The sequence below is a fragment of the Chitinophaga sp. NPDC101104 genome, from assembly GCF_050277495.1.
Lineage (GTDB): Bacteria > Bacteroidota > Bacteroidia > Chitinophagales > Chitinophagaceae > Chitinophaga.
Window position 1 is genome coordinate 236,110 of record NZ_JBNNSF010000003.1, and the last position, 24,735, is coordinate 260,844.

Annotated in this window: 16 protein-coding genes; 9 read left to right on the forward strand and 7 right to left on the reverse strand. The window is 56.7% G+C overall.

Annotated elements, in window-relative coordinates:
- The first annotated feature begins 73 nt into the window (after positions 1-73).
- Positions 74-2,110: a protein-disulfide reductase DsbD family protein gene (locus ACQKLP_RS22820; RefSeq protein WP_427325283.1), complete on the forward strand. Its 2,037-nt coding sequence runs from the start codon at positions 74-76 to the stop codon at positions 2,108-2,110.
- A 78-nt stretch (positions 2,111-2,188) separates the two neighbouring features.
- Here the strand turns inward: ACQKLP_RS22820 and ACQKLP_RS22825 are convergent, their stop codons facing one another.
- Positions 2,189-3,079, reverse strand: a complete 891-nt coding sequence (locus tag ACQKLP_RS22825; protein WP_427325284.1) for a hypothetical protein — start codon at positions 3,077-3,079, stop codon at positions 2,189-2,191.
- Between the two features lie 159 nt (positions 3,080-3,238).
- Between ACQKLP_RS22825 and ACQKLP_RS22830 the strand changes: the two genes are divergently transcribed.
- The 8 genes from ACQKLP_RS22830 to ACQKLP_RS22865 all read left to right on the forward strand — a co-directional run bounded on the left by ACQKLP_RS22830 (position 3,239) and on the right by ACQKLP_RS22865 (position 17,233).
- The gene (locus ACQKLP_RS22830) at positions 3,239-3,922 is read left to right on the forward strand and encodes a response regulator transcription factor (RefSeq protein ID WP_427325285.1); all 684 of its coding nucleotides are present in this window, start codon (positions 3,239-3,241) and stop codon (positions 3,920-3,922) included.
- A 6-nt stretch (positions 3,923-3,928) separates the two neighbouring features.
- On the forward strand, positions 3,929-5,254 hold the full coding sequence (locus tag ACQKLP_RS22835) for a sensor histidine kinase (protein ID WP_427325286.1): 1,326 nt from the start codon (positions 3,929-3,931) through the stop codon (positions 5,252-5,254).
- A 37-nt stretch (positions 5,255-5,291) separates the two neighbouring features.
- A complete protein-coding gene (locus ACQKLP_RS22840; protein ID WP_427325478.1) occupies positions 5,292-6,689 on the forward strand; it encodes a TolC family protein in 1,398 nt (465 codons plus the stop codon).
- A gap of 12 nt (positions 6,690-6,701) precedes the next feature.
- On the forward strand, positions 6,702-9,935 hold the full coding sequence (locus tag ACQKLP_RS22845; protein ID WP_427325287.1) for an efflux RND transporter permease subunit: 3,234 nt from the start codon (positions 6,702-6,704) through the stop codon (positions 9,933-9,935).
- Positions 9,919-11,019, forward strand: a complete 1,101-nt coding sequence (locus ACQKLP_RS22850; RefSeq protein ID WP_427325289.1) for an efflux RND transporter periplasmic adaptor subunit — start codon at positions 9,919-9,921, stop codon at positions 11,017-11,019. Before ACQKLP_RS22845 ends, ACQKLP_RS22850 begins: the two co-directional genes overlap by 17 nt.
- Positions 11,020-11,216: 197 nt before the next feature.
- On the forward strand, positions 11,217-12,818 hold the full coding sequence (locus ACQKLP_RS22855) for a sensor histidine kinase (RefSeq protein WP_427325290.1): 1,602 nt from the start codon (positions 11,217-11,219) through the stop codon (positions 12,816-12,818).
- Positions 12,815-16,399, forward strand: a complete 3,585-nt coding sequence (locus ACQKLP_RS22860) for a response regulator (RefSeq protein WP_427325291.1) — start codon at positions 12,815-12,817, stop codon at positions 16,397-16,399. The genes ACQKLP_RS22855 and ACQKLP_RS22860 overlap by 4 nt, the downstream gene beginning before the upstream one ends.
- A 9-nt stretch (positions 16,400-16,408) precedes the next feature.
- Entirely contained in the window at positions 16,409-17,233 is an 825-nt protein-coding gene (locus tag ACQKLP_RS22865; protein WP_427325292.1) for a CheR family methyltransferase, read from the forward strand.
- Here ACQKLP_RS22865 and ACQKLP_RS22870 read toward each other — a convergent pair.
- From ACQKLP_RS22870 to ACQKLP_RS22895, 6 genes are all read right to left on the reverse strand, one after another.
- Complete coding sequence (locus ACQKLP_RS22870; RefSeq protein WP_427325293.1) at positions 17,226-17,588, reverse strand: response regulator; 363 nt, start codon at positions 17,586-17,588, stop codon at positions 17,226-17,228. The two genes, ACQKLP_RS22865 and ACQKLP_RS22870, sit on opposite strands and share 8 nt — an antisense overlap.
- Before the next feature lie 163 nt (positions 17,589-17,751).
- Positions 17,752-19,830, reverse strand: a complete 2,079-nt coding sequence (locus ACQKLP_RS22875; RefSeq protein ID WP_427325294.1) for a M3 family metallopeptidase — start codon at positions 19,828-19,830, stop codon at positions 17,752-17,754.
- Positions 19,831-19,971: 141 nt separating this feature from the next.
- Positions 19,972-20,370 carry a hypothetical protein gene (locus tag ACQKLP_RS22880; RefSeq protein WP_427325295.1) on the reverse strand — a complete coding sequence of 133 codons (399 nt, stop codon included), beginning with the start codon at positions 20,368-20,370 and terminating at the stop codon, positions 19,972-19,974.
- Between the two features lie 493 nt (positions 20,371-20,863).
- Entirely contained in the window at positions 20,864-22,126 is a 1,263-nt protein-coding gene (locus ACQKLP_RS22885; RefSeq protein WP_427325296.1) for a hypothetical protein, read from the reverse strand.
- A gap of 173 nt (positions 22,127-22,299) precedes the next feature.
- Complete coding sequence (locus tag ACQKLP_RS22890) at positions 22,300-23,421, reverse strand: family 20 glycosylhydrolase (protein WP_427325297.1); 1,122 nt, start codon at positions 23,419-23,421, stop codon at positions 22,300-22,302.
- Between the two features lie 18 nt (positions 23,422-23,439).
- Positions 23,440-24,726, reverse strand: coding sequence for an IPT/TIG domain-containing protein (locus ACQKLP_RS22895; RefSeq protein ID WP_427325298.1), 1,287 nt, complete (start codon positions 24,724-24,726; stop codon positions 23,440-23,442).
- Positions 24,727-24,735 lie beyond the last annotated feature (9 nt).

Below are 24,735 nucleotides of genomic sequence, written 5' to 3' on the forward strand. Positions count from 1 at the left end.
AACGAGTTCTTTCATTCGAAGGAACTCGTTTTTGCATTTTGCTTTCATACAACCTGTTAAGTCTATCGTACATATGAAGTATATCGTTTCGATGATCTCCGCTTTCCTGCTGCTCATCGGCTTCGCCACCAAAGCACAGGAAACGGAAAACGCTCCAGTTCATACCTCCGCATGGGAATTCACCGCCGAGAAAAAGGCGCCCGGAGAATATATCCTGAAATTCAAAGCCAAAATAGAACCGGGTTGGAAACTCATGGCCGCCTCCATGGGCGACGACGAGCCCAACTCCCGCATCGTTTTCGACAGCCTGAGCGACACGCGCGTTAAAATCCAGGCCCTGGCAGACGCTTCCGCGCCCCTCACCGCCAAGGAGCCCCTGCTCGATAACATGGAGATCAAATACTTCGAGAACGCAGCGGAAATCACCGCCACCGTCAAGTATAACACCGACTCCGTAAAAGACCTCCGCGGCACCGTAAACTACTTCATCCTCAAAGGTGAAGAGATCCTCCCGGAAGAGGTACCGTTCACCTTCACCGCAGACGCCTCCGGCAACCTGGCCGGCGGAGCAGGCGGCCTCAAAGTGAACGAAGAAGCCGCCGCCGGCCTCAAACGTCCCACCATCGACCTCGCCAACCCCATCATGAAAGTGGGCGGCATCGGTAACGAAGGCGAATCCAGCGTTTGGCTCATCTTCGTGCTCGGGTTCCTCGGCGGCCTCGTGGCCCTGGTAACACCCTGCGTGTTCCCCATGATCCCGCTCACGGTTTCGTTCTTCACCAAATCCGCGCAAGACCGCAAGTCGGGCATCTTCAACGCTACCATGTACGGGTTCTTCATCTTCCTGATCTACGTACTGTTCAGCCTGCCCTTCCACATCGCCGGCAAAGCCGACTCCGCCATCTTCAACAATATTTCCACCAACGTCTGGCTGAACCTGGCCTTCTTCGTGGTATTCGTGGTATTCGCCCTTTCCTTCTTCGGACTGTTCGAGATCACCCTGCCCAGCGGCCTCGCTTCCAAAGCGGATTCCAAAGCCAACAAGAACAGCCTCGTGGGCATCTTCTTCATGGCCCTCACCCTGGTGGTGGTTTCCTTCTCCTGCACCGGCCCCATCATGGGATCCCTGCTGGCAGGCGCCGGCTCCGCGGCCGGTGGCGCCAACGGCGCATGGATGCTCACCGCGGGCATGGCCGGCTTCGGCATCGCCCTGGCGCTGCCCTTCGCCCTGTTCGCCCTCTTCCCCAACTGGCTGAACTCGCTGCCCAAATCCGGCGGCTGGCTCACCTCGGTGAAAGTAGTGCTCGGCTTCGTGGAAGTTGCCCTCGCCATCAAGTTCCTGTCTAACGCAGACCTCGTTACGCACTGGGGCATCCTCCACCGCGAAACGTTCTTCCTCATCTGGATCATCATCTTCGGTCTCACCACGGCTTACCTGTTCGGACTGATCAAATTCCCGCACGACAGTCCCATTAAAAAACTGGGCAAAGTGCGCATCTTCTTCGGTATCCTTTTCGGAGCCTTCACGCTCTACCTGATCCCCGGCATCACCAACACGAAATACGCCCGCATCCGCCTCATGAGCGGCTTCGCGCCCCCGATGTCTTACAGCTGGTACGGCCATAGCACCGCTACGGAAAAAGGCGCCGTGGAACCCGATATCATCAACGAATACGAAAAAGGGCTCGCGCTCGCCAAGGAAAAGAACAAGCCCGTGCTGCTCGATTTCACCGGCTGGGCCTGCGTGAACTGCCGTAACATGGAGGAAAACGTGTGGACCGATCCCGAGGTACATTCCCTCATCAAAGACAACTACATCCTCATTTCGCTCTACACCGACGATCGCAAGAAACTCGGCGAAAATGATCAGTTCCTCTTCAAATCCGACGAAGGCTGGTCCAAAAAGATCGTGACCATCGGCGATAAATACGCCACCTTCCAACGGGTGAATTTCATTAACCAGTCGCAGCCCCTGTACGTGCTCATCACGCCCGACGAAAGGCTGCTGACGCTCCCCGTGGCCTACACGCCCGACATCCAGGAGTATTCCAACTGGCTGAAAGCCGGTCTGGAAGGCTGGAAGAAAGTGAGCAACACCGCGCAGCAATAATCCGCGACCGGAATAAAAAAGCAAAGGACGCCTCCGCAATGGGGCGTCCTTTTTTTGTTTTATAGTTGTGATACGATGTCAAAAGAGCGGCTGGCCGCAACCGCGGAAAGTTTTCCCGTCTACCTTGAGGGTTACGGTGAAGGGGTATTTTTTATCGCCATCGTCTGTGCACACCTGGTTGTCGAATTGGGCGGTCAGCGTGTGGCCGTTGGCGGAAGAGGTGAAGATGGACGCGTCTTTATCGCCTTTCTGGGCGGGCGCTGCGGGGAATTCGATGACGTTTTCGCCGTAGTTGCCGGTATAAATGATTTTTTTATTGGGAATGATGGCCAGAAACCAGCCCGGCTCGTTGCCCACCGCCCAGTGCGAAGCGCCGAGGCGGCGCATTTCGTTGGCTTTCGGGCTGAGGTCTTTTTGGTCGATCAGCAGCGCCGCATTGGCTTTTTCGGCCAGGGTGTTCACTTCGACGGGGCTGAACCGGTAATCGGTTTTGCCGAAGGGTGATTCGTACGGCGTGATGGCGGCGGTTTCCAGGGAGGCGAGGTCTTTGGCCTTGCGGCTTTCCGAGCCTACGAGCGTATCCACGTCGAAATAGAACGTGTTTTCGATGACGCCCGTTTTGGTGGTGATCACTTCGCGGAGCATTTTCACGTCAACCGAAACGGTATCGAGGTAAAACCAGGTTTCGATGCTGGAATCGCCCGGAGGGCCTTCGGGGAAGATATAGAGCCGGATGGGCGTGTCTTTGATGGAATATAAACCGATGACGCCGGCGGAATTATCGCCGTTCACGAAGTTGTGCGCGGCCATCATCTTGTTGGAAGCGGCTTTTTCGTCGATGCTGGACACATATTCGCTGATGGCCGTCAACCGGGCCGCGTCCGCCGCTTCGGCTTCGGCTTTTTCGCCGCCGCCGGCGCAGGCGGCCAGTCCGGCGAGCGCAGGGAACAATAAAACATATGGCTTCATAAGAAAGGATTTTAAAACGGGCTGTACGTTGCGAATCGCGTGCCAGTTTTGTGAGCTATTGAAATTCAGTCAGTTAGTAGCATAGTGATAACACACGGAATGCCCAAACGGTTCGCTGCTTCAGAATTGCTTCAAATTTGTGCGTAATTTTGCCGGATCATGAAAGTGTTGCTGATAGAAGACAATGTGGAGCTGGCAAGCAGCATCTCGGCCTTCCTGGCGCGGGAAGGGTATATCTGTGAAGTGAGCTACAACATCCGCGATGCGCAGGACAAGCTCATTTCCTTTCAGTACGACTGCGTTTTGCTGGACATCATGCTGCCCGACGGCAACGGCCTGGAAATTCTCCGGTTCATGCGCCAGGAGCGGCTGCAAAGCAGTATCCTCATCCTTTCCGCCAAAAATTCGCTGGACGACAAGATCATCGGGCTGGAGGAAGGGGCAGACGATTACCTGACCAAGCCCTTCCACATGCCGGAGCTGAACGCCCGTCTAAGGGCCATTTACCGGCGGAAAACGCTGGGCGGCAGCAACATTATCGTCTTCAACGAGATCACCCTCAACATCGATACGTTCGAAGCCTGGGTGAACGGCATGCTGCTGGACATGACCCGGAAGGAATTCGACCTCCTCATGTATTTCATGGTCAACAAGAACAGGGTGCTTTCGCGCCAGTCGATCGCCGCGCACCTCTGGGGCGATTATACCGACAACCTGAACAACTTCGATTTCGTGTACCAGCATGTGAAAAACATCCGCAAGAAGATCAGTTCCGCCAACGGGACGGATTACATCGGCACGGTGTACGGGCTGGGGTATAAATTCAATACATCCCGACAATAACAGCGCATGAAGATCGTAGACAGATTTACGTTGTGGTTCCTGGGCGTTACGATGCTGATCATCCCCATCAACAGTTTCATCACATACCAGAGCATCAAGGGGGAGATCGACCGGGCGGCGGTGGAGCGGTTGAAGCATGTCAACAGCCGGGCGGCGGAGCAGCTGGGGCGGGGAGAGGCCATCGGCGAGTTCATGCAGGGCTGCCGGATCAAGGCGGCGCCGTCGGATTCCACCATGCCGGCGGATTTCTTCCTCATTTCCGACCGCGACGTCAAGCACGATCCCAATATGGAGGATTACGACCGGAAGATCACCGTGGCATCGTGGCACATGATCAACGGCAAAAGTTATAAAATCATTTCGGGGGATTACGTGACGCGTTCCGAGCAGATCCTGGCCGGTTTGCGGACCAGTATCCTGTGGAAGCTGGTCATATTGATAGGGTTGATCGTGCTCACGGCGCGCCTGGCTTCAAGATTGGTGCTGGCGCCCTTTTACAACACCCTCAAGAAACTGCAGCATTTCAACCTGCGATCGCGCACCAAGCTCGATTTCAAGCCCACCCGCACCAAGGAGTTCAACGAGCTGAACAAGTTCGTCGGCAAAATGACCGATAAGGCGGTGGACGACTATATTTCCCTGAAAGAATTTTCCGAGAACGCCTCCCACGAACTGCAAACCCCGCTGGCGATCATCCGCAGCAAGCTGGAGCTCATGTCCGAATACAATATTGAGGGCGAACAGGCCATTCTCATTTCCGACATGCAGAACGCGGTAGACCGGCTCACGAAGATCAACAAGAGCCTCGTGCTGCTGGCGCGCCTGGAAAACAACGAGTTCGCCTCCACCGGGGTACTCGATATTTCCCGGTACACCCGGGATACCGTCAACACCTTCTGCGACCTGGTGACGATCAAGGGGCTGACGATGGACTACCGCATCGAGGAAAAAGTGGAAGTGAAGCTCCATACGGCCCTGGTGGATATTTTGCTGAACAACCTCCTCGGCAACGCCATCCGCCACAATTACCCCGGCGGGCATATTTCCGTGGAGCTGACGAGCCGCCGGCTCGTGATCGCCAATACCGGCCTGGAGCCACAGGGGCCGCCGGAAGAGATGTTCCAGCGGTTCAGGAAGGGGATGCGGTGCCAGAGTTCTGTGGGCATCGGCCTGTCTATCGTCAAGCAAATATGCGATATGAACGGCTTTACCATTGAATACCGCTTTGAAACCGGTCATCACATAATTTCGATCGATTTTCCCGCCACTTTCACTTCTTCAAAATTGCTTCAGAATGATGCGCGCTCTTTGCATGAGAAAACTCAGCTGTAAGGCTGCCATGCTTTAAAATCGCTCATTTTTGAAACAGATGACTTCACGCTATCCTGTTCATCTGCTGTTGTCTGTTATCCTTCTCACCGGTTCCACCGGCGCCCGCGCGCAGGTGCTTACCCTGAAAGATGCTGTACAAACGGCACTGAACAACTACGGTTCCATCAAGGCGAAAGCCAACTACGTCGCCGCCTCCAAAGCCTCTGCAGAACAGGCCCGCCGGGATTATCTGCCCAACTTCAGCGTGTCTGCCCAGCAAGACTATGGTACCATCAACGGACAGAACGGTCCGCTCTACGGTTTCGGCGGTCTGGGCGTAGCTTCTTCCGGTATGGCCATGCCGGAGCAAAACTGGAACGCCGCTTTCGGGGCGCTCTACCTGGCCAACATGAACTGGGAATTTTTCGCTTTCGGCAGGATGAAGGAAAAGATCAAAGCCGCACAGCAGCTCGCGCAGCGCGACGAGCGCGACTGGCAGCAGGAGCAGTTCCGTCACGAAGTGAAAGTGGCCGGCGCCTATCTTAACCTGTTGGCCGCCCAGCGCCTCAGCGCCGCCTGGGAGCGCAACCTCGAGCGGGCGGATACTTTCCGCTCGGTGGTAACGCGCCGTGCCAAGAACGGCCTCATCGCCGGGGTGGATTCTTCCCTCGCCAATGCGGAAGTGGCCAGCGCCCGCATTTCCCTCACGCGCTCGCGCGATGTGGAGCAGGAGCAGGCCAACCTGCTCGCGCAGCTCATGGGCCTCTCGCCCCAGCCGTTCGTCCTCGATTCTCTCATCCTCACCCGCTTGCCGGTGGTGGTGACCGATACCGTGGCTATGCGGACGGATGCGCACCCCATCCTTCAATTTTACCAAAGCCGCATCCAGTTGAGCCAGGAGCAGGAAAAGTACATCCGTACCCTGCAATATCCCGCGTTCAGCGTTTTCAGCATTATCCAGACCCGCGGCTCCGGGTTCCAGGCGGAATATATCACCGACCACACCGCATTCACCCATAATTACTGGGACGGCGTGAAGCCCACCCGCACCAACTACCTGCTGGGCCTGGGCGTCACCTGGAACCTGACCAGTATTTTGCGGGTGAACAAGCAGCTTGGCGCACAGGCGTACACGTCCAAAGCATTGCAAAATGAAATGGAAGTGGTGGACCAGCAACTGAAAGCGCAATTGTCGCTGGCAGATACCAAAATGAAAAACGCACTGGATACTTACCGCGAAGCCCTCGTGCAGATCAAATCCGCGTCTGACGCCTATCTCCAGAAAACCGTGATGTACAAGAACGGGCTGAGCACGCTGGTAGACGTCACCCAGGCGCTGTATACCCTCAACCGTGCGGAAACCGACCGCGACGTGGCGTACAGCAACGTGTGGCAGGCGCTGCTGCTGAAATCGGCGGCCGCCGGGGATTTCGGAATATTTATCAACGAATTTTAATCATAGCAGATAATGGGACTCATCAAAAGCGCGCTAGACAAACCGATCACCATTCTCGTATTGGTGGCGGGATTGTTTTTCTTCGGCGTGAAAGCGGTGCGGGAAGTGAAAGTCGACATCTTCCCCAAGCTCGACATGCCGGTGCTCTACATCGCGCACCCCTTCGGCGGATACACGCCCAACCAGATGGAAGCCTTCTTCGCCAAGCAATACGTGAATATCCTGCTGTTCGTGAACGGCGTAAAATCCATCGAAACGAAAAACGTGCAGGGCCTCACGCTCATGAAGCTCAACTTCTACGAAGGCACCAACATGAGCCAGGCCGCGGCGGAAGTGTCCGCCTTCTCCAACCGCGCACAGGCCATTTTCCCGCCCGGCTCGCAGCCCCCGTTCATCATCCGGTTCGATGCGTCTACGCTGCCGGTGGGTGAGCTCGTGCTCAGTTCCGACAAGCGGACCAACAACGAACTGATGGATATGGCCAACGTGTACGTACGCGCATCGTTCACCTCCATCCCCGGCCTGGTGGCGCCGCCGCCGTTCGGGGGCAACATCCGTACCGTGGTGATCAAGGCAGACCCCGAGCTGCTGCGCATCCATCACCTCACGCCCGACCAGCTCGTGGAAGCGCTCCGGTTGAATAACCAGGTGGCGCCCTCGGGCAACGTCCGCATCGGCGACAAAAACTACATCACACCAACGAATACGACCGTCAGAAACATCAAGGATTTCGAGAATCTGCCGCTGTTCAAAGGCGGCGTGCAGACGCTCTTCCTCCGCGATGTGGCCACGGTGGAAGACGGGGCGGACATTGCCGCGGGGTACGCCCTCGTGAATGGCCGCCGGTCCGTATACCTGAACGTCGCCAAATCGGCCGACGCCTCTACCTGGGAAGTGGTACAGAATCTGAAGAAAGCCATCCCGCGGCTGCAGGCGCAGTTGCCGGAAGACGTGACGCTCAGTTACGAATTCGACCAGAGCACCTACGTGATGAACGCCGTGAAAAGCCTCGTGACGGAAGGCATCATCGGTGCGATCCTCACGGGTTTGATGGTGGTCCTGTTCCTGGGAGACCTCCGCGGCGCGCTCATCGTGATCCTCACCATTCCCGTGTCTATCATTTCGGGCGTACTGTTCCTGAGCCTCTTCGGCCAGACCATCAACATCATGACGCTGAGCGGCCTCGCCCTCGCGATCGGGATATTGGTGGATGAAAGTACGGTCACGATCGAGAACATCCACCAGCACTTCGACATGGGCAAGCCCAAGGCCCTCGCCATTTGGGACGCCTGTAAGGAAATCGCGTTCCCGAAACTGCTGATCCTGTTCTGTATCCTCGCCGTGTTTGCGCCCGCCTTCACCATGAAAGGCATCCCCGGTTCGCTGTTCCTCCCGCTGGCGCTCGCGATCGGTTTCTCCATGATCACTTCCTACTTCCTTTCCCAGACGTTTGTGCCGGTAATGGCCAACTGGATCATGAAAGCGCATAAAAAAGGACATGTTCCCGCCAACGAAAACGATACCTGGGACCAGAAGAAAGTGCTCGTGGAACGTGCCGATTTCAATAACGACGGGAAAGTGAGCGGCTTCGAGAAATTCCGGAACCGTTTCATGAAACTGATAGACCGGCTCATGCCCGTCCGCAAACCCGTGGTGATCGCATACCTCGTCATCGTCAGCGGCATCGCGTTCTGGCTGCTGAGCGGTATCGGGCGCGACGTGCTCCCGCGCACCAACGGCGGTCAGTTCCAGGTCAGGCTGCGCGCGGAAGAGGGGACGCGGATGGAAAGGACGGAAGAAAAAACGCTCCGCGCCATCCACACCATCGAAAACGTCATCGGCAAGGAAAATATCAGCATTACATCGTCTTATATAGGCCAGCACCCCTCGCTGTTCTCCGTGAGCCCGATCTACCTTTTCATGGCCGGTCCGCACGAAGCCGTGTTGCAGGTGAGCCTGAACAAGGACAAGCATTTCGAGCTGGAAGAATTGAAAGAGCAGCTGCGTGCCGCGCTGAAGGAAAAAGTGCCCGACATGACATTGTCTTTCGAGCCCATCGAGCTGACCGATAAAATCCTCAGCCAGGGTTCCCCGACGCCGGTGGAGGTGCGCATTTCCGGGAGGAATAAAAAGCTGAACGAAGAATACGCCAACAAGATCATCGATAAGCTGAAAGCGATCCTTTACATGCGCGACGTGCAGTTGCAGCAATCCACCAAATACCCGTCTATCAACATCGAGGTAGACCGTACGCGGCTGGCGCAGCTGGGCGCGGATATGACGGACGTTACCCGTTCGCTCATCGCTTCCACGTCTTCCAGCCGGTTAACGGAAAAGAACGTTTGGGTGGATGAGAAAACGAACCTCAGCTACAGCGTGCAGGTGGTAGTGCCGGAGAACAAAATGAACAGTATAGACGAGATCGCTGAGATCCCGCTCCTGAAAAACGCATCGCGCCCCGTGCTGGGAGACGTGGCCACCCTCACCCCGGGGACCACCTACGGGGAGAACGACAACCTCGGCGCCATGCCCATGATCTCCGTGACCGCGAACCTCAACGATACCGACCTCGGCACCGCCAGCAAAGACGTAAAAGCCGCCATCGCCTCCCTGGGCGAGCTGCCCCGCGGTTTAACGATGGAGCCCGTGGGCCTGAGCAATACGCTCACCGAAACGCTGAGCAGCCTGCAAAGCGGCCTGCTCGTGGCGATCGTGGTGATTTTCCTCATGCTGACCGCCAATTTCCAGTCGTTCCGCGTATCTTTCGTAGTGCTGACCACGGTGCCCGCGGTGATCCTGGGTTCCCTGCTGCTGTTGCGCATCACGGGCAGTACGCTGAACCTGCAATCGTACATGGGCATCATCATGTCTGTCGGCGTATCGATATCCAACGCGGTGCTGCTGATCACGAACGCGGAGCATTTGCGCAAGCATAACGGCGACGCGCTGGCATCGGCCAGGGAAGCCGCCGCGCTGCGGCTCCGCCCGATCCTCATGACGAGCCTCGCGATGGTGGTGGGCATGATCCCCATGGCCATCGGGCACGGCGAAGGCGGCGACCAGGTGAGCCCGCTGGGCCGCGCGGTAATCGGCGGACTGGTGGCTTCTACGGTGGCGGCGCTCGTGATGCTCCCGCTGGTGTTTGGATGGGTGATGAAATCCGCATCCACGCAAAGCGTTTCCCTCAATCCAGAAAACAAAGAAAGTAAACACTATATACCTTCCCTGTATGATCACAATCAATAAAACGCCGGGCCTTGCCCTTGCAGCGGCCATCTGGCTTGCCGGTTGCGGCGTTTCGCAGAGCAAACCGGAAAATACGAAAGTGGAAACGGCCACCGCCGTCACCGCGTTTCCGCTCGGGAAAGCGATCTTCTCCGCATCCCTGAGAACGCCGGGAGAGCTGCAGGCTTTCCAGCAGGTAGACCTCTACGCGAAGGTGAACAGCTTCGTCCGCAAACTCAATGTAGACGTGGGCTCCACCGTACAGGCGGGCCAGGTGCTGGCCACCATGGAAGCGCCCGAACTGGGTAGCGCCCTGTCTGGCGCCGAATCGCGCCTGCGCTCGCAGGAAGCCGTGTACCTCGCCAGCAAAGCCAATTACGACAGATTATATCAAACCAGCCTCACGCCCGGTACGGTGTCGCAGAACGACCTGGACATGGCTTTCGCCAAGCAGCAGAGCGACTTTGCGCAGAAAGAAGCCGCCCGTGCCGCTTATCGCGAAATCGCCGACCAGCGGAATTACCTGGAGATCAGGGCGCCCTTTTCCGGGGTGATCAGCGCACGTAACGTGAGCGCCGGCGCCTATGTGGGCCCTTCGGGCAAGGGTTCGGAAATGCCGCTGTTCACGTTGCAGGAACAGAAAAAGCTGCGCCTCGTGGTGTCTGTTCCCGAAGCATACACGCCGTACCTCAAGGAAAAGAGCGCCGTGAAATTCGTGATCAAATCCCTCGGCAACCGCGAATTCGACGCCATCATCAACCGCCTCGCCGGCGCGCTCGATTCCCGGCTGCGCTCGCAGCGTGTGGAAATGGACGTCCAGAACAACGATAAACTCCTCCTGCCCGGCATGGTAGCCGAAGTGCACATCCCGCTGGCTACGGCAGACAGCGTGTTCGTGGTACCCACCACCGCCGTGGTCAGCTCCACCGAAAAAGTATTCGTCATCCGCGTGAACGGAAATAAATCGGAATGGGTGGATGTGAAGAAAGGCCGCGAGGCAGAAGGCAAAACGGAAATATTCGGAGACCTCCGCGATGGAGATATGCTTGTGGAAAAGGCCAACGACGAAATCAGGAACGGATCTGCCGTGACGATCAAGAAGTGATACGAATCAATGAGTGGCCAAGTTGACAGGAACAGCGCAGTGATAGGCGCTGTTCCTTTTTTTATGCCGGCATTAAAAACCATGCCATTGAAAATTCATTTTATGTTGTTGTAAATCAATGCATTGAGTGTGGAGAAGAATCCACAGTCCTGTTGTTTGAAAATTGAATATTTTTCAGCCGCTTTATTCAGCCAAATATGATATTAATCGTAGACGACAGGCCTGAGAATCTCTATTCCCTGCAGCAACTTCTGGAAGTGAATCATTTCAAAGTGGATACGGCCTCCTCGGGAGAGGAAGCCCTGCGGAAAATACTGCGCAATACCTATTTTCTCATCATCCTCGACGTGCAGATGCCGGAAATGGACGGGTTCGAAGTTGCGGAAGCGATCACAGGCTACAGCAAGTCGAAAGACATTCCCATTATCTTCCTTTCCGCCGTGAGCGTGGAAAAGCGGTTCATCACCCGCGGCTATTCGTCGGGCGGGCTGGATTATATTACCAAGCCCGTAGACCCGGAAATCCTCCTGCTCAAAGTGAGCACCTTCTACCGCCTTCACCAGCAAACCCGCGAGCTGCACGAAGCGCAGGAAGCGTTGCGGCAGGAAGTCATGGAAAGGAAAGCGGCGCAGGAAGCGTTGTCGCACAGCCTGGACGAGCTCCGTTCCATCCTCGAATCCATCCAGCAGATCGCTTTCACGCTCGCGCCTTCGGGCCGGATCGAGTTCGCCAACCGGTATTGGTACCGGTACGCGGAATCGCTGGAAACCTTTCCGGCTACGCCTGAAGGGGAAACCTCCCTGCCGGAATGCATCGAAAAAGCCATGGCGTCTGGCCGGCAGGAGGTTTGCGAAGTGCGCATCCGGCCCATCGGGGAACCGGATTTCAGGTATCATCTTTTCAGTTTGACGCCGGTGTGGAAAGAAGGTGCCATCAGGAAGTGGGTCTGCATCTTCACCGATATCCACGAACAGAAAATGATCAACCAGCTGCTGGAAAACCGTGTGGAAGAGCGGACCCGCGCGCTGCAACAGGCCAACCACGACCTGGAATACAGTAACCACGAGCTCCAGCAATTCGCATACGTAGCCTCGCACGACCTGAAGGAGCCCCTCCGCAAAATCCAGGTGTTCAGCAACCTTATCAGCGGGAAATTCGGGCCGGAAGCGCCCGAAGCGGAACATTACCTCAGCAAGATCGTTTCCTCCGCCGCGCGCATGAACAGCCTCATCACCGACGTGCTGGAATATTCGAAGATCTCCATCGGCGGCCAGTTCCGTGCTACCGACGTCAACGCCATCCTCCGCGATATCCTCGACGATATGGAACTGCTCGTCCGCGAAAAAGGCGCCGTGATCCGGATGGAAAACGTGCCGTTGCTCCTCGCCATCCCTTCGCAGATGCGGCAGGTATTCCAGAACATCCTCAGCAACGCCCTGAAATTCTCCCGCCGCGGCGTTCCCCCGGAAATCAGCGTGGTCGCCGAAAGAACGGAGGAACTGTCCGTAACCGGGGAAACTTCCGCCGAAGGGGCGTTTTGCCGCATCACCGTCAGGGATAACGGCATCGGGTTCGACGAGCGGTATCTCGACAAAATATTCGTCATCTTCCAGCGGTTGCACGGGCGCAACGAATTCGAAGGCACGGGCATCGGCCTGGCCATCGTCAAAAAGATCATCGACACCCACGGCGGCCTGGTTACGGCCAGCAGCCGCGAGGGCGAAGGCTCGGTATTTACGATCGTACTGCCCGTTCATCAACATCAACACGAAAACCATACTCAAGCAAGCGATACATGAAGTCCAATTTCCAGCGCAACCTCATCATCGGGTTCGGGTTCTCGCTATTCCTGCTCATTACGGGATCGGCGGCGTCCATCATCAGCATCCGCAACCTCATTTCCAGCGCGGAATGGGTGGAACATACCAACCAGGTGATCCGCCATCTCGATGATGTGCTGTCCCATCTGAAAGACGCGGAAACCAGTCAGCGCGGATTCCTCATCACCGGCGACCGCGAATTCCTGCAGCCATACCAGGGCGCGGAAGACAGTATCATGCGGCATATTCGCCTCACGAAGGAAATGACGGCCGACAACGTCAGGCAGCAAGCCTCTGCAGAAGAGCTGACGCTCGCCATCCGGCAGCGGCTGGCCGTGCTCAATAATAATATCGACAAGAAGAAACGCGGGTCTGAAATCACGATAGACGACATGGAGCGGGGAAAAGTGCATATGGAACGGGCGCGGATGCTCATCACGGAAATGAAAACTTCCGAACAACACCTCCTCGCCCAACGTACCAGCCGGATGAACGCATTCGCCGGCACTACGCCGGTTTTTGTGCTGATCGCTTCCATCGTGGCCATTATCATCACCATCGTTTCCTTCCTGAAAGTCAACAGCGACTATAAACAGCGCACCGCTTTGCAAAAGGAACTGGAGAAAAAGGACGAAGACATCACCCGCCGCATCCGGATGACGCAGGAAGTGGCCGCCAGAATATCGGCCGGCGATTATGCGGCCCGCGTTACGGACGATGTTGACGACGGCCTCGGCCAGCTGTCGGTTTCCCTGAACCGCATGGCGGCATCCCTCGAAAAATCCTTTACCGACCTGGCAGACCGCGAATGGCTGCAATCGGGCGTGGCGGCGCTTAACGACCAGATGATCGGAGAATATGAGCTCGACGAGCTGGCCCGGCGCGTGCTGGATTTTGTAGTGCCTTACACCAACGGGAGCACCGGCGCGGTATACGTGGCCGAAGAAGGCGGCCGGCTGCGGCTGTATGGCCGGCATGCCGCGGAAAGCGACGGCCTGGAAGAAGTATTGCGCTTCGGCGAAGGGCTCGCGGGACAAAGCGCCCTCAGCCGGAAGCCCATCGTGCTGGAAGACATTCCCGAAGGATTGCTGCGCATGCAGGTCAGCTGCGGCGCCATCCAGCCGAAATCCGTCATCGCCCTGCCGCTGTATCATGAACGGAAAGTAATGGGCGTGCTGGAAGTGGCGTCCCTGCGCAGTTTCAGCGACCAGGAGAAATCGTTCCTCGAATCGGCCGTGCTCAATATCGGCACCGTCATCCACATCCTCGACAACCGCAAGCGCCTCCAGGAACTGCTGGAAGAAACACAGAGCCAGGCCGAAGAACTGCAGGCCCAGCACAACGAACTGGAAAACGCCAACAGCGAACTGGAAGCGCAGACGGAAAAACTGCAGGCCTCGGAAGAAGAGCTTCGCACCCAGCAGGAAGAACTGGTAGACGCCAATTCCGAACTGGAAGAAAGGGCGCGGCTACTGGAAGAGACCAACCGCCTCGTGAAAGACTCCAACCGCGAGATCCAGCGCAAAGCGGAAGAGCTCGCCCAAAGCACGAAATATAAATCGGAATTCCTGGCGAATATGTCGCACGAACTGCGGACGCCGCTCAATTCCATATTGCTGCTGTCGCGCCTGATGGTGGAAAACAACGAGCGCAACCTTTCTGCGGAACAGATCGAATACGCCCGCGTGATCCAGAACTCCGGGAAGGGACTGCTCATGCTCATCGACGAAATCCTCGACCTGTCCAAGATCGAAGCGGGGAAAATGGACCTGGTGTATACCGAAGCCGGTGTGGACGAAGTGGTGAAAGACATGCGCGCGCTGTTCGAACCGCTGGCGCGGGAAAAAGGCGTGGATTTCGAAATGGAGATCGCGGAAGACGTGCAGGGCGTTTTCGAGACAGACCGGCAGCGGCTCGATCAGATCCTGCGCAACCTCCTCAGCAACGCCATCAAATTCACCGACGAAGGCACGGTGACGCTGCGCGCCTGGCGCCCGGCAGATTATACCAATACCATCGCGTTCACCGTGTCGGATACCGGCATCGGCATCGCTGCAGATAAGCAGGACGTGGTGTTCGAGGCATTCCAGCAGGAAGACGGCTCCACGCGCCGGCGCTTCGGCGGAACGGGCCTGGGGCTTTCCATCAGCAGGGAACTGGCGCGGCTCATGGGCGGCGAGATCAGGCTGGTGAGCGAACCGGGCCATGGGAGCCAGTTCACCGTACTGCTGCCCGTTTCCTCCGGCGTCGGGAAAGTGGAAAAACTGTCCGCCTCCGAACTGATGCCCGCCAAAGAAAAAAGCGTTTACCGCCAGCGGTTCGTGAGCGACGCCATTCCGGTGGGAACGGTGGAAGACGACCGTGCGGCGATGAAACCGGGAGACAAATGCATCCTCATCGTGGAAGACGACCTGAATTTTGCGCGGTCGTTGCTCGAGTTCACCCGGAGCAAGGGGTACAAGGGCATCGTGACGGTCCGCGGCGACGAGGCGCAATCCCTCGCCGAGCAATTCCTCCCCGCCGGCATCCTCCTCGATATTCAATTGCCCGTCAAAGACGGTTGGGAAGTGATGGAGGAACTGAAAAGCCATTCCGCCACCCGCCACATTCCCGTCCACATCATGTCTGCCTTCCAGGCGCGGTTTAAAAGTCTGTCGAAAGGTGCGGTAGACTTCATCGATAAGCCGCTGACCTTCGACAAGATGGACGATATCTTCCGGAAGATCGAATTCATGCTTCACGAAAACCCGCGCAAAGTGCTCATCGTGGAGGAAAACCTGCAGCATGCGAAGGCCCTGGCGTATTTCCTCGAAAACTACAAAGTCAACACCGAGATCCGGAACGATATCAGCGGCAGCCTGGAATCGCTGCAGAAGCAGGAAGTGAACTGCGTGATCCTGGACATGGGGGTTTCCCACGCCCGTTCTTACGAAACGCTGGAGCAGGTGAAGCGGGAGCCCGGACTGGAAAATATTCCCATCATCGTGTTCACCGGCAAGAACCTCAGCCGCGACGAAGAATCGAAAATCCGCAGCTACGCCGATTCGGTGGTGGTGAAAGTCGCCAATTCGTACCAGCGGATCATGGACGAGGTGTCGCTTTTCCTGCACCTGGTGGAAGGGGAGAAGAAAGACGCGGAACGCCCGGGCAACGGGCTCGGCAGGCTGGCGGAAGTGCTCCGCGGGAAAAATATCCTGCTGGCAGACGATGACGTGCGCAACATCTTTTCGCTCACCCGCGCGCTGGAAAGCTTCGGCATGAAGGTCATTTCCGCGACAGACGGCAGCGAGGCACTGCAACTTTTGTCGGAAAACAAGGACATCGACATCGTTTTGATGGATATGATGATGCCCGAAATGGACGGATACGAATCTACCCGCCGCATCAAGGCCGATCCCGCCACGCGCCATCTGCCCGTGATCGCCGTTACGGCCAAGGCCATGAAGGGCGACCGCGAAAAGTGTATCGCGGCGGGCGCGTCCGACTACATCAGCAAACCGGTCGACATCGACCAGTTGCTGTCTTTATTACGGGTATGGTTATACGATGCAGGAAAATAAAATATTCGGATGCAGCAGATGGAAATGAAGGATGAGTGGCTGGACAGGTTTCTGCACGATGTGTTGGAGACGCACGGGTATAATTTCGTCAATTATGCGCGCCCCTCGCTGCGGCGGCGCCTCGGCCGGCTCATTGCGCTCGACCGCTTCGGGAACCTCGACGATTTCCGCCGCCGCGTGCTGGGCGATGAAACGTATTTCCGGCATTTCGTGGAGGAGGTGACGGTGAACGTGACGGAGATGTTCCGTGATCCGGCGTTTTACAGGTTGCTGCGGAAGGAGGTTTTGCCGGCCATCGCCCATGCGCCGCTGATCCGCATCTGGCACGCCGGCTGTTCAACGGGAGAGGAGGTGTACAGCATGGCGATCCTGCTGCGCGAAGCGGGATTGCTGCACCGGTCGCTGTTATATGCTACAGACATCAATCCGGCGGTGCTGGAGAACCTGCGGAAGGGGATCTTCCCGCTCCGGTCCATGAAACAGTATTCGGAAAACTACATCCAGTCGGGCGGTACGCAGGATTTCAGTCAATATTACACCGCCAAATACGACCTGGCCAAATTCGGTGAGGACCTCATCCGCCGGATGGTCATTTCCTCCCACAACCTCGCTACAGACCGGTCTTTCAACGAATTCCAGCTGATCCTTTGCAGGAACGTGCTCATTTATTTCGACAAAGACCTCCAGAACAAGGCGCTACAGTTGTTCGACGACAGCCTGGAAACGGGCGGGTTCCTGGCGCTGGGTACCAAGGAAAGCCTGCGCTATTCCCCGATAGCCCCGAGGTACCGGCAATTACCGCAACGGCTGCGGGTATGGAATAAAATCAGTTGAAGAATCTACGGAGGATTTCCTTCAGGGAGGTGATGCTGTATTGTTTCACCACGTAGTCCGTGGCGCCGAGGGCTTTGGTGTCCTGGATGTCTTTCGGGTCGGAAGAAGTGGAGTAGATCACGACCGGGATGCCGTTCAAATGCGGCTGGCTGCGGATGGCCGCGAGACAGTCTTTGCCGGTCATCCGCGGCATGTTCAGGTCGAGGAAGATGAAGGATGGTGTTCCGTGTTCGCCCGACTGGAGAAGCTGAAGGCCTTCCACGCCATCGTCGGCAGCCAGAAAATGCACTTCGTCGTTCACATCCTGCAAGGCGATTTTAAAAATTTCCTGATCGTCCCTGTCATCATCAATCAAAAGGCAGCTAATTTTTGGCTTCATCGTCAGGACGGGTTTTGTCTTTAAGTGTCAGCAAATGTAACAAAAAGGCGGTTAAATCCAATAGGCGCACACGTTTGAACTTTATAAGTTGCAACATAAAAAAAGGCCGGAGATGACTCCGGCCTTTCGGGCGTATGTATTATTTCTCCAATCCGCGGTTTTTGAGGAGGAATTTCACCTCCGGGGCACGCATCCGGAACGCTTTGTAGAGGTCCATCGGTTCGGCCGTTCCGCCTTTTTCCAGCACGTTTTTCCGGAACGAATTGGCGGTGGCAGGGTCGAAGATGTTGCCCGTTTCCTTGAACGCAGCGAACGCATCGCTGTCGAGCACTTCGGACCAGATATAGCTGTAATATCCCGCAGAATATCCGCCGGCGAAAATATGCTGGAAATAGGTGCTGCGGTACCGCGGTGCGATCTGGGGGATGAGGCCCAGTTTGTCCATCTGCTGTTTTTCGAATTGCAACGGGTCTACCTTTGCGCCGGGGGCGAGGGTATGGTATTGCATATCGAGGAGCGAGGCGGCGAGGTATTCTACCGTCACGAAGCCCTGGTTGAATTTGGAAGCGTCGTCCATTTTCTTCACGAGGGAAGAGGGCAGTTGTTCGCCGGTTTTGTAATGTTTGGCGTACATCTTCAGCACTTCCGGCTCAAACGCCCAGTGCTCCATGATCTGCGAAGGCAGCTCTACGAAGTCGCGGGGAACGGAGGTGCCGCTGAGGGTTTCGTACTTCACGTTAGACAACAGCCCGTGCAGCGCGTGGCCGAACTCGTGGAAGAAGGTTTCCACTTCGTCGGGCGTGAGCAATGCGGGCTGGTCGCCGGCGGGTTTGGTGAAGTTGCAGACGATGGAAACCACCGGTGCCACGCGCTTCCCGTTTTCGGTGGCCTGTTTGCGGTAGGAAGTCATCCAGGCGCCGCCGCGCTTGGAGCCGCGGGGGAAGAAGTCCATATAGATCACGCCGACATGGTCGCCGTTGGCTTCTTTCACTTCATACGCCACTACGTCTTCCTGGTAAACGGGAATGTCTTTCAGTTGGGTGAACGTAATGCCGTAGAGCTTTTTCGCCACGGAGAAAATCCCTTCCCGAACGTTCTCCAGCTGGAAATACGGGCGCAGTTCTTCGGCGTCGTAGTTGTATTTTTCCTTGCGCACTTTGTCGGCATAGTAAGACCAGTCCCACGCTTCGAGCTTTTCGCCTTTGCCTTCGCGGTCCATCACCTGTTGCATTTCCGCGGCTTCGTTTTTGGCTACGGGCAGGGCGGCTTCCCAGAGGCGGTTAAGAAGGTCGTTGGCCTGGGCGGGCGTTTTGGCCATGTTTTCTTCGAGCACGAAATCGGCGTGGGAAGCGTAGCCGAGCATGCCGGCTTTTTCGGCACGGAGCGCGGCCAGCTGGGCTACGATTTCCTTGTTGTCGCGCTCGTCGTTATTGTTACAGCGGTTGATGTACGCTTTGTACATTTTTTCGCGGAGGGGGCGGTTGGCGGAATATTGAAGGAATGGCATCACGCTGGCGTTGTGCAGGGTGAAGCGCCATTTCCCTTCCTTGCCGGCTTCTTTGGCGCTGATGGCGGCGGCGGTTTTCAGGGAAGCGGGAAGCCCGGCGAGGTCGGCTTCGTTGTCGACGATCAGCTCGAACTGGTTGGTTTCCGCGAGGAGGTGCTGGCCGAATTTCACGGTCAGCAGCGAAGTTTCCTTGTTGATCTCGCGCATCCTGGCCTGTTTGGCGGCATCGAGGTTGGCGCCGCTGCGCACGAAGGCTTTATAGGTTTTTTCGAGCAGGCGGTGTTGCTCCGGTGTAAGTTTTATGGTGTTGCGTTTTTCGTACACGGTTTTCACGCGGTTGAAAAGCGCAGGGTTGAGATAGATATCGTCGCTGTGCTGGGCCATTTTCGGGGCGATCTGGCGGGAAATGCCTTCCAGGTCGGGATTCGTATTGGCCGATGTCAGGTTGAAGAATACGGTGCTCACATTGCGGAGGAGATCCCCGCTTTTTTCCAGTGCGGCCACGGTATTTTCGAAAGTGGGCGCGCTGCGCTGCATGGTGATGGCGCCGATGCGCTGTTGCTGCTGCCGGATGCCTTCCTCGAACGCGGGCATGAAATGTTCGGCCCTGATCTCGGTGAAGGGCGGTACTTTGAAAGTGGTGTTGAATTCCAGCAGAAACGGGTTGGTAGCTGCCGGCGCCTGTGCCATAGCGGATGGTCCTGTCGTCATACTCACTGCAATTATCAGGTTTCGGGTAAAATTAGATATGCTCATTGTTGTAACAAGTTGGCTAACGGTAAAAATAGGGAAAAAAAGACAAAGCCCCGCCGGGCGGAGCTTTTGACAATGTTTTGAAGGGATTTTACGGTATCAGGGCACCCGTTTCAGCCGGAAATATTCCCGCTCGGTATCGCTGATCGGGTTCATGAAAATCAGGGAATCTCCCTTAATGGTATAAATGTATTCCCGCTTGAGCTGGGTGGCCGTAGGCAGCAGCATGTTGAAGGTGATTTTATCCGGCGGTGTAAGGAAAAACCCTTTTCCGCCCTGGTTGTAGCTGGGGTAATTCGCCACGTCCGAAACCCCGAATTCGTACTCCCACCCGTCGAACCGGATGCTGACGTTGGAAATGTTATAATTGACGCCGCCCTTTTCCACATAAAACCTGCCGGCGTATTTCCCGCGGAAGGCTTCCGGGGGCTTGTTCCCGTCTTTCTTGCAGGCTGTCGTTACCAGGATGGCGGACAGGAAAATGTAGAAAATTCTCATCGCAGTGTTTTCGGGTAAAACGGCGGCCGCGGTCTTTTTGTTACTCTTTCCGTGGAAATAGGGGAAAAAATGCGGCTGCCCTGCCACACGGGCAGGGCAGACCGGAATAGTTTGGGGCTGTAAGACCGGGTTGTGGCCTGAATGGATGTTTGGGGTTAGATGGATTATTGGGGTTAGCTGGATGATAGCTGTTGAATAATTTTGAGGCAACAGTTGGATGATGGGGCTGGATGATTGCAGGTAAAACGGGCAGTAACGCGGATTTGTTACTTCATTTTCCCGCTAATCGGCCGCCCTGCCGCGTTTGGCAGGGCGAACCGGAGAATTTCGGGGCTGAACCGCCATTTTCACGGCCTGAAATGGATGCTGTTTTCGGGGTGGATGGATGAATGCAGCGGTTTTGAGGTCACAGCATGGATGTGCGGGGCATGGATGAATTTTTTGGGGGAATGGATGCGTCAGGGGTGTGGATGAAATGTATGTTCCGATAAAATCAAAGATCATGCCTTACACAGAAGTATCCTTCAATATTGTTTTTACCGATGGGCTCCTGGTCGTTGTCGATGAATTCGCCGCCGCCGGTCATGGTAAAACTTCCACTGATGAAATCGCCTTTGGCGCCGAGTTCCACAACGTTGAGCGCACCGCCTGCGGGAACGTATTGCTTGAGGGCTTTGTCGTAATAGATGCTGGCGGTATGCTTATCGGCACCGTCCGAATAAACCAGTGCCGTTTTCATGAGCCTGTCCCAATGGAAAGCCCCGGTGCCGCCGCCCCACGCGAGCACGATGTACCTTATCCCGTTGGATGCGGTGACCTCGAACCCTTCGTCTCCCGCGCCGCCATCGGCCGGTAACAGGTGCCAGGGCCCGCCGTTGATCCGGTACACCAGGCCCTGCGGGATCACCGTCAACGTACTCACTACCATCAGCTGCTGCTTCCTGTCTTTCAGCGTAGCGGTCACGTTCGCGATCTCAGGCTTCTGTACGGTTGCGGGCGCGGAGTAAGTCGCCTGTCCGCCGTTGCCCTGCACCGTTCCTACGCCGCCTACCGTCCACGACTGTATGAAGCTCCCGGGCAAAGGCTTCCCTTCGCCCAATGCGATATCCTGACCGTCGGCAGGCACCAGCGGCGTCAGCAGATCGTCGGCGGAAAGCGGGATGTACGACTTCACCGTCAGCTGCGCCTGGCCGCCCGCCTTCACGGTAGTGGCCACCGGCTCCAGTTGCAGCCATTGCAGCAGGGCCCAGTTGGAGAAATGGGTCGTCTGCACGGAAACGGTTTTTTTCACCTTATCGATGACCGGCGCTTTGGCCAGCCGCCAGAAATTTTTCTCGTCCTGCCGCGCAACGCCCAGCGCTTCGGGAATGTTTACCCAGCTTTCGTGGCCCTCCCACGAAAATTCGAGGGTCACGGGCTTTTGGAAAACGGTGCCATGCGGCTGCAGCTCGAAACTTCTGCCCACGGCGCCGGGAGCGGTGTTCTTCACTTCCTGGACCAGAATGTCGGTATTGGCGTTCACCGCGCCGACGGGTATACGCAGTTTGAACGAACCATCGGCCGAAGTGATGGTGGCACCGGCCGGCGTTACCATGGCGACTACGCCTGGGCCGATGGGCTCGCCAACTGGGCGGGGTTTCGGATCTGAGGGGATTTTTCCCGGTAATTCCGTTCCCGGCTCCGCCGGCTTCGGGTCCTTTTTACAGGCTGCCAGCAGCACCAGGGCCGGCAGGAATACGCATAACAACTTTTTCATTTGGGGTTCATTTCTTTTCAGCCGCAAATATAGTTCGAGGAAAACGCCCGCCTATAGGTAGTGCTACCTAGTTGTTGCGGTGGCGGTTATGTGCGGTTTTAACGGCTGGATAAAAGGAAAGCCGCCCGGATGGGCGGCTTCATGGTATAGGGATTGTTCAGGGATGGTAACTGTTATTGCTTTTGCGCTTCGCGCACGGCTTTGAAGAGCGCCTTGAAGGCTTTTACGTTCTCTTTCGCCAGCGGACGGTACTCGCCGCGCTCGTAATACGCGTCGATGAACTCTTTGGAATTGAACCACATCGTCTCGAAAACGCCCTGCATGCGCTGTCCCAGCGGCAGGGCCCATTCTGCACGGGTGGCGTCTTTCCGGATCTGGAGCACCTGCTTCAGCTGGTCGAGCGCAACTTCCGTGTTGGAGCAGGGGCTGGCGAGCACATTGAATCCTTTCAACGCGAAGTAGCCCGGTGTGGGAGGGGCGCTTTCATATTTCCAGTCGGTGATCACGATGTCTTTGGAAATGCGGTCGATGGCGCGGTGCGTGTCGTTCATGCTGGCCTGCCAGGCGAGAAGGTTGGTGGTTTTGCCGTCGATGAGGCGGTCGCTCCACATCCACATTTCCACGTTTTTCTCTTTCAGATGTGCGTGCAGCTTGTTGACGTATTCGGCGAAAATTTCGGATTTGTCGCCCCCGCCGCAACGCGGACATTTATCGTAGCCGATGATCCACACTTCGTCGAGCCCCACGTGCAGCGCGTCTGCTTCGAACGCTTCCACGAGCTCGTCCATCATCGGGAAGAACACTTTCAGCAGATCGGGGTGGCGGGGACAGATGCTTTTGCTGTAGAAATCGAACATGCCGCCGCTTTTCCAGGGAACGGGCGGGTTGTAGTCGGGCGATTCGTCGAACTGGGGATAGGCTTTCAGGAGCGGCCCCATTTCCGAGGCTTCCGACTGGTGGGCCATGAGGTTCATGATGGGGATGAGCCTGATCTTCGCTTCCCTGGCGGCTTTCACGATCTGTTTCACGTCGCTTTCGGACAGGGCGTTCTTTTCTGCCACTTCCGGGTGCGATTTGTACTGGTAGCCGTATTCGATGCGGATGGCCAGCGTGTTGACGCCTTCCTTCGGCAACGCTTTCCGGACGAAATCACAGAATACGGCTATGTCCTGCTTCGCCGGAGCGCTCATCAGCAGGCCTCTCACGGGCAATTCGTTCCATTTGTACGCGGCCGTTTGTGCGGCGGCGGTAATGCTGGCAGTTGCAAGGATGCATACCGCCAGCAGATGTTTCATGATTCTTTGCATAATTGATTATTCGGCTATCACTTTTCTGATCCTGTCGTTTTTCCTGTCTACCACGTACACCGCGCCGTCTGCCCCAACGGTAACGCCGGTGGGCGCGCTGAAGAGGGCTGCGGAGCCGGTACCGTCCGCGAAACCTGCCGTGCTGCCGCCGGTGAAGGTGCTCACTTCCCAGTAGGTCGTGTTCACGAAGCGGATGCACTGGTTGGTGTTGGTGGAACTGCCGTCCCAGCTGCCGTTCCCGGCGATGAAGAGGTTGTCGTTCGCGTCTACGGCCACGCTCCAGGGCAGGTCGAATTTCGCGGAAGCGGCGGGGCCGTTCACGAGGCCTGCCTGGCCGGGGATGCCGATGGTAACGCCGGGTTCCCAGCTGCCGGCTTTGTACTGGCGGATGATGTGGCTGCCGTTCACGACCACGTAAAGGTTCCCTTTGCTGTCTACCGCTACGTCTGAAGGATAGCTGAGGCCGCCGATGATCTTTTGGGAAGCGCCGGTCGCGGGGTCCACTTTATACACGCTGCCGTCCCCACGCGCATCGGTGTAATAGAGCGTGCCGTTGCGCCGGTCGATGCCCATTCCCCAGGCTTCGAACCAGCCTACGAGGGAAGTGGTGCCGTTGGCGGTCACTTTCCGGATCGTCCATGCCGCGGGGTCGGAAACGTACACGATCCCGTTGCCGGCCGCCACTACGTCGAACGGCATATAGAATTCCGCTTCGGATGCGGAGCCTTCCTTGTATCCGCTGTTCCCGTTCCCGGTTAGCGTGGTCACCGTTCCGTCCGGCGCGATCTTGCGCACGCGGAGGTTGCCGGCTTCGGGAACGTAGAGGTTGCCGTTTTCGTCGATATCGATTCCGCAGCGGTTGCCGATGTTGAACGATGCGGCGGTGCCCTTCCCGTCTACGTAACTGGAATTTCCGCTGCCGGCGAAGGTGGTTACGACGGTGGAGGGTTTGTACCCGAAATCGTCTTTGCTCGATCCCTTATGGCCGCGGATATTCACTTCGATTTTGCCCGTCCCGGCTTTGGGAGGGATGGCGATAAGGATGCGGTCTTCCACCACACCGGCCACAAACGCCGGAACGCCGTTCACGGTTACGGAAACGCCGCTGGTATCTTTGGTGAAATTGCTGCCGTAAATGAGCACTTCCACGCCTGCGCCGCCCACTTCCGGCGTAAATTTCTCGATCACCACGGGCGCATTGGGATCGTGCTCGAAGCCTTTTTCTTTCTTGCAGCCGGCAGTTGCGAACAGCGCCAGCGCAGCTATGAGGGGGAATGCGATATGTTTCGTCATTGATGTCGG

Coding starts and splice junctions, on each gene's coding strand:
- ACQKLP_RS22820 (WP_427325283.1), top strand. CDS start 74: ATGAAGTATATCGTTTCGATGATCTCCGCTTTCCTGCTGCTCATCGGC.
- ACQKLP_RS22825 (WP_427325284.1), bottom strand. CDS start 3,079: ATGAAGCCATATGTTTTATTGTTCCCTGCGCTCGCCGGACTGGCCGCC.
- ACQKLP_RS22830 (WP_427325285.1), top strand. CDS start 3,239: ATGAAAGTGTTGCTGATAGAAGACAATGTGGAGCTGGCAAGCAGCATC.
- ACQKLP_RS22835 (WP_427325286.1), top strand. CDS start 3,929: ATGAAGATCGTAGACAGATTTACGTTGTGGTTCCTGGGCGTTACGATG.
- ACQKLP_RS22840 (WP_427325478.1), top strand. CDS start 5,292: ATGACTTCACGCTATCCTGTTCATCTGCTGTTGTCTGTTATCCTTCTC.
- ACQKLP_RS22845 (WP_427325287.1), top strand. CDS start 6,702: ATGGGACTCATCAAAAGCGCGCTAGACAAACCGATCACCATTCTCGTA.
- ACQKLP_RS22850 (WP_427325289.1), top strand. CDS start 9,919: ATGATCACAATCAATAAAACGCCGGGCCTTGCCCTTGCAGCGGCCATC.
- ACQKLP_RS22855 (WP_427325290.1), top strand. CDS start 11,217: ATGATATTAATCGTAGACGACAGGCCTGAGAATCTCTATTCCCTGCAG.
- ACQKLP_RS22860 (WP_427325291.1), top strand. CDS start 12,815: ATGAAGTCCAATTTCCAGCGCAACCTCATCATCGGGTTCGGGTTCTCG.
- ACQKLP_RS22865 (WP_427325292.1), top strand. CDS start 16,409: ATGCAGCAGATGGAAATGAAGGATGAGTGGCTGGACAGGTTTCTGCAC.
- ACQKLP_RS22875 (WP_427325294.1), bottom strand. CDS start 19,830: ATGACGACAGGACCATCCGCTATGGCACAGGCGCCGGCAGCTACCAAC.
- ACQKLP_RS22880 (WP_427325295.1), bottom strand. CDS start 20,370: ATGAGAATTTTCTACATTTTCCTGTCCGCCATCCTGGTAACGACAGCC.
- ACQKLP_RS22885 (WP_427325296.1), bottom strand. CDS start 22,126: ATGAAAAAGTTGTTATGCGTATTCCTGCCGGCCCTGGTGCTGCTGGCA.
- ACQKLP_RS22890 (WP_427325297.1), bottom strand. CDS start 23,421: ATGAAACATCTGCTGGCGGTATGCATCCTTGCAACTGCCAGCATTACC.
- ACQKLP_RS22895 (WP_427325298.1), bottom strand. CDS start 24,726: ATGACGAAACATATCGCATTCCCCCTCATAGCTGCGCTGGCGCTGTTC.